General features: G+C 71.8%; 9 protein-coding genes and 2 pseudogenes. All 11 read left to right on the top strand.

The window, feature by feature from the left end:
- Nucleotides 1-462: pseudogene (locus tag C1737_RS16985) on the top strand (hypothetical protein); the annotation flags it as partial.
- 334 nt (nucleotides 463-796) lie between these two features.
- Nucleotides 797-2,650 carry a type VII secretion AAA-ATPase EccA gene (gene eccA / locus C1737_RS16980; protein ID WP_067926947.1) on the top strand — a complete coding sequence of 618 codons (1,854 nt, stop codon included), beginning with the start codon at nucleotides 797-799 and terminating at the stop codon, nucleotides 2,648-2,650.
- Complete coding sequence (eccB, locus tag C1737_RS16975) at nucleotides 2,647-4,293, top strand: type VII secretion protein EccB (RefSeq protein WP_102418957.1); 1,647 nt, start codon at nucleotides 2,647-2,649, stop codon at nucleotides 4,291-4,293. The genes eccA and eccB overlap by 4 nt, the downstream gene beginning before the upstream one ends.
- On the top strand, nucleotides 4,290-8,249 hold the full coding sequence (eccCa, locus tag C1737_RS16970) for a type VII secretion protein EccCa (protein ID WP_102418956.1): 3,960 nt from the start codon (nucleotides 4,290-4,292) through the stop codon (nucleotides 8,247-8,249). The genes eccB and eccCa overlap by 4 nt, the downstream gene beginning before the upstream one ends.
- Before the next feature lie 10 nt (nucleotides 8,250-8,259).
- Nucleotides 8,260-8,568 (top strand): PE family protein, encoded by a 309-nt coding sequence (locus C1737_RS16965; protein ID WP_102418955.1) that lies wholly within the window; start codon nucleotides 8,260-8,262, stop codon nucleotides 8,566-8,568.
- A gap of 3 nt (nucleotides 8,569-8,571) precedes the next feature.
- Nucleotides 8,572-10,202: pseudogene (locus C1737_RS16960) on the top strand (PPE family protein).
- A gap of 63 nt (nucleotides 10,203-10,265) precedes the next feature.
- Nucleotides 10,266-10,559, top strand: coding sequence for a type VII secretion system protein EsxG (gene esxG, locus C1737_RS16950; RefSeq protein WP_067926893.1), 294 nt, complete (start codon nucleotides 10,266-10,268; stop codon nucleotides 10,557-10,559).
- A gap of 41 nt (nucleotides 10,560-10,600) precedes the next feature.
- Nucleotides 10,601-10,891, top strand: a complete 291-nt coding sequence (locus C1737_RS16945; protein WP_055404733.1) for a WXG100 family type VII secretion target — start codon at nucleotides 10,601-10,603, stop codon at nucleotides 10,889-10,891.
- 10 nt (nucleotides 10,892-10,901) lie between these two features.
- Nucleotides 10,902-11,771 (top strand): ESX secretion-associated protein EspG, encoded by an 870-nt coding sequence (locus C1737_RS16940; RefSeq protein WP_102418953.1) that lies wholly within the window; start codon nucleotides 10,902-10,904, stop codon nucleotides 11,769-11,771.
- Nucleotides 11,772-11,839: 68 nt separating this feature from the next.
- A complete protein-coding gene (gene eccD, locus C1737_RS16935; RefSeq protein WP_102419989.1) occupies nucleotides 11,840-13,258 on the top strand; it encodes a type VII secretion integral membrane protein EccD in 1,419 nt (472 codons plus the stop codon).
- Nucleotides 13,255-14,549 (top strand): type VII secretion-associated serine protease mycosin (gene mycP, locus C1737_RS16930; protein ID WP_102419990.1); only part of this gene is annotated, 1,295 nt, incomplete at its 3' end. The genes eccD and mycP, both read left to right, overlap by 4 nt.

Genomic DNA, 14,549 nt, shown 5'->3' with positions numbered 1-14,549 from the left:
CCCACCTCGGTGCCGGCGACCGGAACCCCGCCACCACCCGCCGGCATCGGGAGCGCCCCCTTCCCCTACCTGGTGGGCGGTCCTACCGTCGGGTCGGGCACGGGCATGGGCGCCGGCGCGCAACGCAAGGCGCCGGAGCCCGATTCCGCCGCGGCCGCGGCGGTGGCGGCGGCATCGGCGCGGGAGCAGCGGCGGGCCCGGCGGCGCCGGCGGGCGGCGATGCAGGATCACTACCGCGGTTACGAATACGCGGACCTGGAGCCGGACACCGGCCCGGAGGCGGATGCGTTCGCAGGAGTCGGGTCATCGGTGGCTTCGGACCGGGGTGCGGGGCCATTGGGTTTCGCCGGGACCGCGAGCAAGGGCGGCACCGACGCATCCGGACTCGCGACGCTCGCCGGCGACGATTTCGGCGGCGGCCCGTCGCTGCCCATGTTGCCGGGCAATTGGGCACCGGACTGACGAAGCCGATCGGGACCGGAACTTTCCCGGTGCGACGGACGACTACTGCCTTGTCCGGCGGTCCAAAGTGGGCACCGCCCGGATTGATAATGAAAATGATTTTCGATAAGCTCGACCGCTTAGAAGCGACTGCCAAGGGCCTGCCAACCTACTGAGACGGAGATTAAGACCGAAAATGCGGCCAATCGTCCTGGTTAGCATCCTTATCAGCGGAATCGACCGGGGTGTGGCGTGGTGACGCCGATGGCCCCCGACGCCTCGACACTTAGCTTATGCAATGCTAACTTCAGGCGGGTCAAGTTAGGGGAGGCTACACAAATGGAAAGACGTGGCCGTGGAACTCGGTGACACCGGCGTGCTGGCCGCTCAGCCCGTCAATTCCCGCGCGGAGGCCCGGGTCGACGGCGACGTCGTGAGCCGGTTCGCCACGTGCTGCCGCGCGCTCGGCCTCTCGGTGTACCAGCGGCAGCGCCCGGCCGACCTGGCCGCCGCCCGCTCCGGGTTCACGGCGCTGACCCGCATCGCCCACGACCAGTGCGACGCCTGGACCGGGCTGGCGGCCGCCGGTGACACGTCCGCGCGGGTGCTGGAGGCGGTGGCGCGGACCGCGGCGACGACCGGTGCGTTGCAGCGCAGGGTGGACCTGGCGCCCGGCGCGCTCGGCTTCCGCTACGACACCGGCCTTTATTTGCAGTTCCGCGCCGCCACCCCCGACGAGTTCCACCTCGCCTACGCGGCGGCCCTCGGGACCGCCGGACGGTTCGCCGACGCCGACCGGATCGTCACCGGCCTGACCGCGCGCCGCCCGAACTGGCACGAAGCCCGCTGGGTCGCCGTCGTCGTCCATTACCGCGCCGAGCGGTGGTCGGACGTCGTCAAGCTCCTCACACCGGTCGTCAACGACGCCGGCCTCGACGAAGCCTTCGCCCACGCGGCCAGGATCGCGCTGGGCACCGCCCTCGCGCGGCTGGGCATGTTCGCCCCGGCGCTGTCCTATCTCGAGGAACCCGACGGTCCCGTCGCGGTGGCGGCGGTCGACGGGGCGCTGGCCAAGGCGCTGGTGCTGCGCGCGCACGTCGACGAGGACTCGGCGAGTGAGGTGCTGCAGGACCTGTATGCGGCCCATCCGGAAAACGAACAGATCGAACAGGCCTTGTCCGACACCAGCTTCGGGATCGTGACCACCAACGCGGCCCGGATCGATGCGCGCACCGATCCCTGGGATCCGGAGACCGAGCCCAGCGCCGAGGACTTCGTCGACCCCGCGGCCCATGAACGCAAGTCCGTGCTGCTACACGAGGCCGAACTCCAGCTCGCCGAGTTCATCGGCCTGGACGAGGTCAAGAACCAGGTGTCGCGGCTGAAGAGCTCGGTGGCCATGGAACTCGTGCGCAAGCAGCGGGGGCTGGCCGTCGCGCAGCGCGCCCATCACCTCGTCTTCGCCGGACCGCCCGGCACCGGCAAGACCACCATCGCCCGCGTGGTCGCGAAGATCTATTGCGGGCTGGGGCTTTTGAAGCGGGAGAACATCCGGGAAGTGCACCGCGCCGACCTGATCGGCCAGCACATCGGCGAGACCGAGGCCAAGACCAACGCGATCATCGACAGCGCACTGGACGGGGTGCTGTTCCTCGACGAGGCCTACGCCCTGGTGGCCACCGGCGCCAAGAACGACTTCGGGCTGGTGGCGATCGACACCCTGCTGGCGCGGATGGAGAACGACCGCGACCGGCTGGTGGTCATCATCGCCGGCTACCGCGCCGACCTGGACAAATTCCTGGACACCAACGAGGGCCTGCGGTCCCGGTTCACGCGCAACATCGACTTCCCTTCCTACGCACCCCCGGAGCTCGTCGAGATCGCGACCAAGATGGCCGAGCAGCGCGACAGCGTCTTCGAGCCGGCCGCGCTCGACCACATGGAGGCGTTGTTCACCAAGCTGGCCACCGAATCGACGCCGGACGCCAACGGCATCTCCCGGCGCAACCTGGACATCGCCGGCAACGGTCGGTTCGTCCGCAACATCGTCGAACGCTCCGAGGAAGAACGCGAATTCCGGCTCGACCATTCGGATCACGCCGGGACCGGGGAATTCAGTGACGAGGAGCTGATGACGATCACCGACCAAGACGTCGAGAACTCGGTGGAGCCGTTGCTGCGTGGCCTCGGGCTGTCGGTGCCGGCATGACATCGAACAACGAGTCCGGCGAGTGGGACGGCGCACGGCGTTCGTTCGCCTCACGCACCCCGGTCAACGACAACCCCGACAAGGTCGAGTTCCGCCGCGGTTTCGTCACCCGCCACCAGGTCAGCGGCTGGCGGTTCGTGATGCGGCGCATCGCCTCCGGCATCGCCCTGCACGACACCCGGATGCTCGTCGACCCGCTGCGCACCCAGTCGCGCGCCGTGCTGATGGGTGTGGTCCTGCTGGCCACCGCGCTCGCGGGCTGCTTCGTGTTCTCGCTGATCCGGCCCAACGGGACGGCGGGAACCAACGCCGTGCTCGCCGACAGGTCGACGGCCGCCCTCTACGTCCGGGTGGGCGACCAGCTGCATCCGGTGCTCAACCTGACCTCCGCCCGGCTGATCGTCGGGAAGCCGGTCAACCCCGTCACCGTGAAAAGCGCTGAGCTGGACCGATTCCCGCGCGGCAACCTGATCGGCATCCCGGGCGCTCCGGAGCGCATGGTGCAGAACACCACGCGCGATGCGAACTGGACGGTGTGCGACGGGATCGCCGGGACCGCGCGCGCCGTGCACAGCACCGGTGTCACGGTGATCGCCGGCCGGCCCGACAGCAGCGGCGCGCGGGCGGCCAAGCTCGACGCCGGACAGGCCGTGCTGGTCGACTCCCCCAACGAGAAGGGCAACAGCACCTGGCTGCTCTGGGACGGCAGGCGCAGCCAGCTCAACCTGGCCGACCACGCCGTCACGAACGCGCTCGGCTTGGGGCTCAACAACTCCGACATCCCCGCGCCGCGGCCGATCGCGCTCGGGTTGTTCAACGCGATCCCCGAGGCGCCGGCGCTGACGGCGCCCGCCATCCCGAACGCCGGCGCCCCGGCCGGCTTCGGCGCGCCGGCACCGATCGGTGCGGTCGTGGTGTCCTTCAACTTAGAAGCGCTGGACCAGAACTCGGCGGGCGGGGCCCGCTACTACGCGGTGCTGCCGGACGGCCTGCAGCCCATCTCCCCGGTGCTCGCGGCGATCCTGCGCAACACCAACTCCTACGGCCTGGACCAACCGCCGCGGTTGGGCGCCGACGCGGTGGCCAAGCTGCCGGTGTCGCGGATGCTGGACACCTCGCGCTATCCCGACCGGCAGGTCACCCTCGTTGACGCGGCCAAAGACCCTGTCACGTGCGCCTATTGGACCAAGCCGGCCGGTGCCGCCAGCAGCTCGCTGAGCCTGCTGGCCGGCTCGGCGGTGCCCGTGCCCGAATCGATCCGCACCGTCGACCTGGTCGGGGGCACCTCCCCGCAGAACGGATTGGTGGCCGCCCGGGTAGCCCTGGCCCCGGGCACCGGTTACTTCGCCCAGACCGTCACCGGGGGTGCCGGCGCGCCCGGCACCGGGTCGTTGTTCTGGGTGTCGGACACCGGGGTGCGCTACGGCATCGACAACGAGGCGGAGAGCGCGGCCGCCGGGCGCGGCAAAACCGTTGAGGCCCTTGGCCTGAGCGAACCAGCGGTGCCCGTGCCGTGGTCGGTGCTGGCGCTGTTCGCCGGCGGTCCGACGCTGTCGCGCGCCGACGCGCTGTTGACGCACGACGGGCTGGCGCCCGACACCAAGCCCGGCCGCGTGGCATCAGCAGAGGGAGCGCCCCGATGAGCCGACTCATCTTCGAAGCCCGCCGCCGGCTGGCGCCGCCGGTCACCCGCAAGGGCACCATCAACATCGAGGCGCCGCCCGAGCTGCCGCGGGTGATCCCGCCGTCGTTCCTGCGCCGGGCGATGCCCTACGTGCTGGTGATCCTGATCGTCGGCATGGTCGTGGCGCTGTTCGCCACCGGGATGCGGCTGATCTCCCCGCAGACGCTGTTCTTCCCGTTCGTGCTGCTGCTGGCGGCCACCGCGATGTATCGCGGCAACGACAACAAGACCCGCACCGAGGAGGTCGACGCCGAACGCGCCGACTACCTGCGCTACCTGTCGGTGGTCCGCGACAACATCCGCACCCAGGCCGCCCAGCAGCGGGCCGCCGCCGAGTGGTCGCACCCCGAGCCGACGGCGTTGGCGAGCGTGCCCGGGTCGCGCCGGCAGTGGGAGCGCGACCCGCACGACCCCGACTTCCTGGTGCTGCGGGCCGGCCGCCATGAGGTCCCCCTGGCCACCGCGCTGCGGGTCAACGACACCGCCGACGAGATCGACCTGGAACCGGTGTCGCACAGCGCATTACGCGGCCTGCTCGACACCCACCGCATCGTGCGCGACGTGCCCACCGGGATCGACCTGACCAAGGTCTCGCGGATCACCGTGTTGGGTGAGGAGGACGACGCGCGGGCGGCGATGCGCGCCTGGATCGCCCAGGCGGTGACGTGGCACGACCCGACCGTGCTGGGCGTGGCGCTGGTCGCCCGCGACCTGGAGGGCCCCGACTGGTCCTGGCTGAAATGGCTTCCGCACACCGACGTTCCGGGAGAGCTCGACGGCGTCGGGCCGGCCCGCCTGCTGACCACCAACCCCGACGAGCTGGTCCTGCTGCTCGGCCCCGCGTTCGTCGACCGCCCCGCCTTCACCGGGGGACCCGCCGACGCGCTGCGGCACCTGCTGATCGTCGTCGACGACCCCGACTTCGACCTGGACACCTCGACGCTGGCGCTGGGCCGGGCGGGCGTCACCGTCCTGCATCGCGGCACCACACCGCCGCACCGCGAACAGTATTCGGATCCGGAGAGGCCGATCCTGCGCGTCGAGCGCGGCGCCATCACGCGGTGGCAGACCGGCGGGTGGCAACCCTACATCGACGACGCCGACGGCCTCGGCGCCGACGAGGCCGCCCATCTGGCGCGCCAGCTGTCGCGTTGGGACTCCAACCCGACCCACACCGGGCTGCGCTCGGCGGCCACCCGCGGCGCCACTTTCACCACGCTGCTGGGCATCGAAGACGCCTCGCGGCTGGACGTGCCCACCCTGTGGGCGCCGCGCCGCCGTGAGGACGAGTTGCGCGTTCCCATCGGCGTCACGGCGACGGGCGAACCGCTGTACTTCGACCTCAAGGACGAAGCCGAGGGTGGGATGGGGCCGCACGGCCTGATGATCGGCATGACGGGCTCCGGCAAGTCCCAGACTCTGATGTCGATCCTGTTGTCGCTGTTGACAACCCATTCGGCGGACCGGCTGATCGTCATCTACGCCGACTTCAAGGGTGAGGCTGGGGCCGACAGCTTCCGGCATTTCCCGCAGGTCGTCGCGGTGATCTCCAACATGGCCGAGAAGAAGTCGCTGGCCGACCGGTTCGCCGACACGCTGCGCGGCGAGGTGGCCCGCCGGGAGACGCTGCTGCGCGAGGCCGGGCGCCGCGTGCAGGGCAGCGCGTTCAACTCGGTGGTCGAGTACGAGGGTGCGATCGCGGCGGGGCACGACCTGCCGCCCATTCCGACGCTGTTCGTGGTCGCCGACGAGTTCACCCTGATGCTGGCCGACCACCCGGAATACGCCGAGCTGTTCGATTACGTTGCGCGCAAGGGCCGCTCGTTCCGCATCCACATCCTGTTCGCGTCGCAGACCCTGGATGTGGGCAAGATCAAGGACATCGACAAGAACACCTCCTACCGCATCGGGTTGAAGGTGGCCAGTCCCAGCGTGTCCCGCCAGATCATCGGCGTGGAAGACGCCTACCACATCGAATCGGGCAAGGAACACAAGGGCGTGGGCTTCCTGGTGCCCGCCCCGGGCGCGGCACCGATCAAATTCCGCAGCACCTACGTCGACGGCATCTACGAGCCGCCGCAGCGGGCCAAATCCTTTGTGGTGCACGCCGCCCCGGAGCCCAAGCTGTTCACTGCCGGGCGGGTGGAGCCGGAGCAGGACACCGTCATCCCGGTGGTCGGAGACGAGGAACTCACGGGGCCCCCGCGCAAGCTCATCGCCACCATCGGCGACCAGCTCGCGCAGTACGGGCCGAAGGCGCCGCAGCTGTGGCTGCCGCCGCTGGACGAGCCGATCCCGCTGACCGCGGTGCTCGCGCGGGCCGGGGTGCCGCAGCGGCAGTGGCAGTGGCCGCTCGGCGAGATCGACAAACCCTTCGAGATGCGCCGCGACCCGCTGGTGTTCGACGCCACCTCGGCGGCCGGCAACGTGGTGATCCACGGCGGCCCCAAGTCCGGGAAATCGACCGCGCTGCAGACGTTCATCCTGTCGGCGGCCAGCCTGCACTCGCCCCGCGACGTCACGTTCTACTGCCTGGACTACGGCGGCGGCAAGCTACGGGCGCTGGAAGACCTGGCGCACGTCGGCAGCGTCGCCTCCGCGCTGGAACCCGAACGCATCCGGCGCACCTTCGGCGAGCTGGAGCAGCTGCTGCTGTCGAGGCAGCGGCGCGAGGTGTTCCGCGACGCCCGCGGCGCGGCGCCCGACGACGGGTACGGCGAGGTGTTCCTGGTCATCGACAACCTCTACGCGTTCGGCCGCGACAACACCGACCAGTTCAACACCCGAAACCCGTTGCTGACCAAGGTGACCGAGTTGGTCAACGTCGGGCTCGCCTACGGCATCCACGTCGTGATCACCACCCCGAGCTGGCTCGAGGTGCCGCTGGCCATGCGCGACGGCCTCGGGCTGCGCCTCGAGCTCAAGCTGCACGACCCGCGGGACAGCAACGTGCGGGTCGTCGGCGCGCTGCGGCGCCCCGCCGAGGCCGTACCGCACGACCAGCCGGGCCGCGGGCTGACCATGGCGGCCGAGCACTTCCTGTTCGCCGCCCCGGAGCTGGACCAGATCGGTGCGCTCAACGCCCGCTACCCCGGCATGGCCGCGCCGCCGGTGCGGCTGCTGCCGGCCAACCTCGCCCCCGAGGTCCTCGGCGCGCTTTATCGCGGCCCGGAGCAGGTGGTCATCGGCCAGCGCGAGGAGGACCTCGCGCCCGTCGTGGTCAACTTCGCCGACGAGCCGCTGCTGATGGTCTTCGGCGACAGCAAGTCGGGGAAAACCACCTTGCTGCGCCACATCATTCGCACCATCCGCGAGAACTCCACGCCCGACCGGGTGGCGTTCACCGTGCTGGATCGGCGGCTGCACCTGGTCGACGAGCCGTTGTTCGCCGACAACGAATACACGGCCAACGTCGACCGCGTCATCCCGGCGATGCTGGGCCTGGCCAACCTCATCGAGTCGCGGCGTCCGCCGGCCGGCCTGACACCCGGCGAGCTGGCCCGCTGGACGTACGCGGGGCACACCCACTACCTGATCATCGACGACGTCGACCAGATACCGGACTCCCCGGCGATGAGCGGCCCGTACATCGGGCAGCGGCCGTGGACCCCGCTGATCGGAATCCTCTCGCAGGCAGCCGATTTGGGGCTGCGGGTGATCGTGACGGCGCGCGCCACCGGATCCGGTCACGCGCTGATGACCAACCCGTTGCTGCGCCGCTTGAACGACTTGCAGGCGACCACGCTGATGCTCGCGGGTAACCCGCAGGACAGCGGCAAGATCCGCGGCCAGCGGTTCGGCCGGCTGCCGGCCGGGCGGGCGATCTTGTTGGGCGACAGCGACGCTCCGACCTATGTGCAATTGGTCAACCCGTTGGTGGGTGAGGCCGCGATGTCCGGTGAAACGCAACAGTAAGGGGAGAGTCATGACGTTGCGAGTGGTTCCCGAGGGTCTGGCCGCGACCAGCGCCGCGGTGGAGGCGCTGACGGCGCGGCTGGCGGCCGCGCACGCGGCGGCCGCCCCGGCCATCATCGCGGTGGTTCCGCCCGCGGTGGATCCGGTGTCGCTGCAGACGGCGCTCGGGTTCAGCGCCCAGGGCCAGGAGCACGCCGCCGTCGCCGCCCAGGGGGTCGAGGAGCTCGGCCGCGCCGGGGTGGGCGTCGGCGAAGCCGGCGCCAGCTACCTCGCCGGAGACGCCTCGGCCGCCGCGACGTACGGGTTCTCGGGCGCCTGAGAAATGACGTCCCCCGTCGCGCCCGTCTGGATGGCCTCGCCGCCCGAGGTGCATTCGACGCTGCTCAGCGCCGGTCCGGGACCGGGGCCGCTGCTGGCGGCCGCCGGCGCGTGGTCCGCGCTGAGCGCCGAATACGCCACGGCGGCAGCCGAACTCACCGGTGTGCTGGGGGAGACGCAGGCGGCTGCCTGGGAAGGGCCCACCGCCGAGCAGTATGCGGCCGCGCACGGGCCCTACCTGGCGTGGCTGCAGCAGGCCAGTGCCGACAGCGCGGGCGTGGCCGCGCAGCACGAGGTCGCGGCGGCGGCCTACACCGCCGCCCTGGCGGCCATGCCGACGCTGGGGGAGCTGGCCGCCAACCATGCCGTACACGGGGTGCTGGTGGCGACGAACTTCTTTGGCATCAACACCATCCCGATCGCGCTCAACGAGGCCGACTACGCGCGGATGTGGTTGCAGGCCGCCACCGTGATGGGCGCCTACCAGGCCACCTCGGGTGCGGCGCTGGCCTCCGCGCCGCGCAGCGCCCCGGCGCCGTCGATCGTGCGGCCGGGCGCTGAGGTGAACAACGCCGCGCAGAGCCCGTCCGATCCCGGGAACGCGATCTCGGACTTCTTCCAGCAGCTGTCCAAGTTCCTGCAGGACTTCTTCCAGAACATTCAGCAGATGCTGCAGAACTTCTTCTCGAACCTGCCCGCGCTGCTGGCCGCCAACGGCCCGCTGCTGTTCTTCGTCGCCTACCAGGTGTTCTTCAACGCCGTCGGCTGGCCGACCTGGGGCGCGATCCTGACCGCGCCCTTCCTCATTCCGCTGCTACTCGGCATCGGCCTGAGCTCGTTGTTCAGCGCGCTGGCCGAGATCGCGCCGGTCGCGGCCGGGGCCGCGGCGACGCCGCTTGTCACCTCGACCAGGCCGGCGTCGCTGCTGCCGGCGGTCGCGCTGGCGCCCACCGTCGCGACTCCCGCGGCGACCCCGGCCACTTCGGTCGCCGCGGGTTCCGGAGCGGCCCCCGCGCCGGCGCCGGCGCCCGCGCCGACCACTTCGGCCTATCTGGTCGCCTACGGCGGTGACCCGGAGACCGGTGTCGGCCCGACGCTGGGCGGCCGCGGCGGCGCCAAGGCGCCTGCGGCGACGATCCCGGCGGCCGGCGCCGCGGCAGCCAGCCGGGCCCGCGCGCGGGCCGGACGGCGTCCGCGCGGCGCGACGCGCGGACACGCACCGGGGTCGGCCTGACGCGGGGCGGCCGCGGCGGCGCCAAGGCGCCTGCGGCGACGATCCCGGCGGCGGGCGCCGCGGCAGCCAGCCGGGCCGAGGCGCGGGCGCGGCGGCGCAAGCGGGCCGCGATGCGCGACCACGCCGACGAATTCGCGGACATGGACGCCGATTTCGGCGTTCCCCCCGTCTACGGCGACGAGGAGCGGCCGGCCGGCGCGGTCGCGTCCGGGGCCGGGGCCGGGGTCCTGGGCTTCGCCGGCACCGCGCGCAAAGAGCACGCCTTCCGGGCGGCCGGACTGACCAAGCTCACCGACGGCGAGTTCGGCGGCGGCCCGAGGATGCCGATGACGCCCGGCACCTGGGACCACGACGCCGACCAAGACCCCGCGGGCCCGACCGAGCCGAGGGAAGGGGGGTAAGGCAGTCAGCACGATGCCCGGCAGTCAGCGAAACCCCAAGAGACCGAACAGAAAGGACGCACCATGAGCATGTTGGACGCTCACATTCCACAGTTGGTGGCCGCACAGTCGGCGTTCGGCGCCAAGGCGGCGCTGATGCGCAGCACCATCAGCCAGGCCGAGCAGGAAGCCATGTCGGCGCAGGCGTTCCACCAGGGTGAGGCCTCGGCCGCATTCCAGGCCGCGCACGCCCGCTTCGTCGAGGCCGCAGCGCGGGTCAACACCCTGCTCGACATCGCACAGGCCAACCTCGGCGACGCCGCCGGCACCTACGTCGCCGCCGACGCGGCCGCCGCGTCCGGTTACACCGCCTTCTGACCGCGCCCCGCTAGCCGCCACCAACCGCGAAAGGACTTGTCATGTCCCAGATCATGTACAACTACCCGGCGATGTTGAGCCACGCCGCCGACATGTCGGGCTACGCCGGCACGCTGCAGGGCCTCGGTTCCGACATCGCCAGCGAGCAGGCGACGCTGTCCAACGCCTGGCAGGGCGACACCGGGATGACCTACCAGGCGTGGCAGGCCCAGTGGAACCAGGCGATGGAGAGTCTGGTGCGCGCCTACCAGGCGATGGCCAGCACCCACGAAGCCAACACCACGTCCATGCTCGCGCGGGACCAGGCCGAAGCCGCCAAGTGGGGCGGCTAACCCCGGTGCGATGATCGCTGAACCCAACGCCGTCGAGCTGACGGTCGATCACGCGTGGTTCATCGCGGAAACCATTGGGGCGGGCAGCTTCCCATGGGTCCTGGCGATCACCTCGCCCTACACCGACGCCGCCCAACGACGGGCGTTCCTCGAGCGCCAGCGCGACGAGCTGACCCGGATGGGTCTGGTGTCCGAGGGCGGAGCCGTCAACCCGGCGGTCGCCGACTGGATCAGGGTGGTGTGCTTTCCGGACCGCTGGCTCGACCTGCGTTACGTGGGCCCCGCCAAGGACGGCGGCGCCGGGGAGCTGCTGCGCGGCATGGTGGCGCGGCGCTCCGCCGCCACCGCGAAGACGATCGTGGCGTTGCGCAGCGCGCAGCTGATCACGTTCACCGCCATGGACATCGACGATCCGCGCGCGCTGGTCCCCGTCCTCGGCGTCGGTCTGGCACAGCGACCACCGGCTCGATTCGACGAGTTCAGCATGCCGGCGCGGGTCGGCGCCCGGGCCGACGAGCGGCTGCGTTCGGGCGCCTCGCTCACCGAAATCGTTGACTACCTGGGCATCCCGCAATCCGCGCGGTCGGTGGTGGAGTCGGTGTTCACCGGCCCGCGCAGCTACGTCGAAATCGTCGCCGGCTGCCGCCGCGACGGCCGGCAGGCCACCACCGAGGTGGGGATGAGCATCGTCGACGCGGCGGCCGGACGGGTGCTGGTGAGCCCGTCGCGCGCCTTCGACGGCGAGTGGGTCTCGACCTTCACGCCCGGCACGCCCTTCGCGATCGCCGTCGCGATCGAACAGCTGACCGCGCTACTGCCGGAGTCCGACTGGTTCCCCGGCCAGCGGTTGGCCCGAGACTTCACCCCCCAACACGCCTAGACCCACCCAACAGAGAAGAGAGCAACGATGTTCCAGGAATCGAGGGACCGGTGACGTCCGGCGCCGTCATGCCGATCGTCCGCGTGGCAATCCTTGCGGACAGCAGGCTGACGGAGATGGCGTTGCCCGCCGAGCTGCCGCTGCGCGAAATCCTGCCCGCCGTCCAGCGGTTGGTGATTCCGGCGGCGTCCAACGGCGACCCCGACGACACCGCCCGGGGAACCGCCGACCTCGGTGCGGCCATCCAGCTGAGCCTGGCGCCGATCGGCGGGGCGCCCTTCAGCCTGGACGCCAGCCTGGACACCGTCGGCGTCGTGGACGGCGACCTGCTGGCCCTGCAGCCGGTGCCCGTCGGCCAGGCGGCCCCCGGCATCGTCGAGGACATCGCCGACGCCGCCATGATCTTCTCGGCCTCCCGGCTGAAGCCCTGGGGCACAACGCATATCCGGCGGGGGGCGCTGGCCTCGGCGATCGCGGTCGCGTTGCTGGCCACCGGGCTGTCGGTCGCCTACCGCGTCGTCACCGGCGCGCTGGCCGGGCTGGTCGCGGTCAGCGTGGTCGCGGCGGTGACCGCCGTCGTCGGCCTGCTGGTCGCCACGCGCTCGCCGCGCACCGGGACCGCGTGCTCGATCGCCGCGCTGGTGCCCATCGGCGCCGCGCTGGCGTTGGCGGTGCCCGGACGGTTCGGGCCGGCTCAGATCATGCTCGCCGCGGCCGGCGTCACCGCGTGGTCGCTGATCGCCCTGATGGTTCCCGGCGCCGAACGCGAGCGCGTCGTCGGCGTCTTCACCGCGACCGCGGTGGTGGGCGCGGGCGTGGCGCTGGCCGCGGGCGCCGAGGTGCTCTGGCACCTGCGGCCGCTCGCCATCGGCTGCGGGCTGATCGTCGCCGCCCTGCTGGTCACCGTCGAGGCGGCCCAGCTGTCGGCGCTGTGGGCGCGCTTCCCGTTGCCGGTCATCCCGGCGCCCGGCGACCCCACGCCGTCGGCCCCCTCGCTGCGGGTGCTCGAGGATCTGCCGCGGCGGGTGCGGATCGGGGACGCCCATCAGAACGGATTCATCGCCGCCGCAGTGCTGCTCAGCGTCCTGGGGTCGGTGGCGATCGCGCTGCGCCCCGAAACGCTCGGCGGCGCGGGCTGGTACGTGGTCGCCGCCACGGCCGCGACGTCGGTGCTGCGGGCCCGGGTGTGGGATTCGGCGGCGTGCAAGGCGTGGCTGCTCGGGCAGCCGTACCTGGCCGCGGGCGTCCTGGTGGTGCTCTACACCGCGACCGGACGCTACGCCGCGGCCCTGGTTGCGGCGCTGGTGCTCGTCGCGCTGGCGTCGGCGTGGATCGTGGTGGCGCTCAACCCGCGCATCGCCGAGCCGGAGAGCTATTCGCTTCCCGTGCGCCGGCTGACCGGCTTCGTCGCGGCCGGCCTCGACGCGTCGCTCATCCCCGTCATGGCCTACCTCGTCGGCATCTTCACCTGGATACTCAATCGATGATTCGATCCGGATCAGCCTGTCTCACAGCGGCATTGGCGGCGATGCTGTGGACGTCCCCCTCGGCGCTGGCCATCGAGGCGCCGAAGGTCGATCCGGGCGTGCCACCGCCGAGCGGGACCCCGGGCCCGGTGCAGCCGATGGAGCAGCGCGGCCCGTGCAGCGTCGCCGGGGTCATCCCCGGCAGCGACCCGGCGGCCGTCACGCCCAGCCAGGCAACGCTGAATCTGCCTGGCGCATGGCAGTTCTCGCGTGGTGACGGCCAGCTGGTGGCGGTGCTGGACACCGGGGTGCGGCCGGGGCCGCGGCTGCCGAACGTCGATCCGGGCGGCGACTTCGTCGAGGCGACGGACGGCCTGACCGATTGCGACGGCCACGGCACGCTGGTCGCCGGGCTCATCGCCGGCCAGCCGGGGGACGATGGTTTTGCCGGGGTGGCGCCCGCCGCCCGGGTGGTGTCGATCAGGACGACGTCGGCGAAGTTCTCGCCGCGCACGCCCGGCGGCGACCCGCTGATGGCGCGGGCGTCCCTGGACGTCACGACGCTGGGCCGCGCGATCGTGCGCGCCGCCGACCTGGGCGCCCGGGTGATCGACGTCTCCACGCTCACCTGCCTGCCCGCCGACCGGCCCGTCGACCAGGCGGCGCTGGGCGCCGCGATCCGCTACGCCGCGGTGGACAAGGACGCGGTGATCGTGGCCGCCGCCGGCAACACCGGCCCGACCGGGTCGGTCGCCGGCGGGACGTCCTGTGAGTCCAACCCGCTCACCGACCTGAGCCGACCCGACGATCCGCGCAACTGGGGCGGCGTCACCTCGGTGTCCATCCCGTCGGTGTGGCAGCCGTACGTGCTGTCGGTGGGTTCCCTGACCCCGGACGGCCAGCCGTCGAGATTCACCATGGCCGGCCCGTGGGTGGGCATCGCGGCCCCCGGCGAACGCATCGCGTCGATCGGCAACGGCGACGGCGGCGGCCTGGCCAACGGGCTACCCGACGAACACCAGCAGCAGGTTGCGCTGAGCGGCACCAGCTATGCGGCCGGCTACGTGGCCGGCGTCGCGGCGCTGGTCCGCAGCAAGTACCCCGACCTGAACGCCACCCAGGTGGTGCACCGCATCACCGCCACCGCGCGGGGCGGCGCGCGGGCGCCGTCCAACGTCGTCGGAGCCGGCAGCGTGGACCCGGTGGCGGCCCTGACCTGGCAACTGCCCGCCGGCGAGCCGCCCGCCGTCCCGGCGGTCAAGCCGGTCGCCGTGCCGCCGCCCCCGGCGCCCCAGGACACCACCCCACGGAC

This window comes from Mycobacterium sp. 4858 (genome assembly GCF_900240975.1).
Lineage (GTDB): Bacteria > Actinomycetota > Actinomycetes > Mycobacteriales > Mycobacteriaceae > Mycobacterium.
This window is presented reverse-complemented; position numbering and strand designations above follow the sequence as displayed.

Bases quoted from the DNA above. Each gene is read 5' to 3' on its own strand.
- eccB (WP_102418957.1), top strand. From the start codon at position 2,647: ATGACATCGAACAACGAGTCCGGCGAGTGGGACGGCGCACGGCGTTCG.
- eccCa (WP_102418956.1), top strand. From the start codon at position 4,290: ATGAGCCGACTCATCTTCGAAGCCCGCCGCCGGCTGGCGCCGCCGGTC.
- C1737_RS16965 (WP_102418955.1), top strand. From the start codon at position 8,260: ATGACGTTGCGAGTGGTTCCCGAGGGTCTGGCCGCGACCAGCGCCGCG.
- esxG (WP_067926893.1), top strand. From the start codon at position 10,266: ATGAGCATGTTGGACGCTCACATTCCACAGTTGGTGGCCGCACAGTCG.
- C1737_RS16945 (WP_055404733.1), top strand. From the start codon at position 10,601: ATGTCCCAGATCATGTACAACTACCCGGCGATGTTGAGCCACGCCGCC.
- C1737_RS16940 (WP_102418953.1), top strand. From the start codon at position 10,902: ATGATCGCTGAACCCAACGCCGTCGAGCTGACGGTCGATCACGCGTGG.
- eccD (WP_102419989.1), top strand. From the start codon at position 11,840: ATGCCGATCGTCCGCGTGGCAATCCTTGCGGACAGCAGGCTGACGGAG.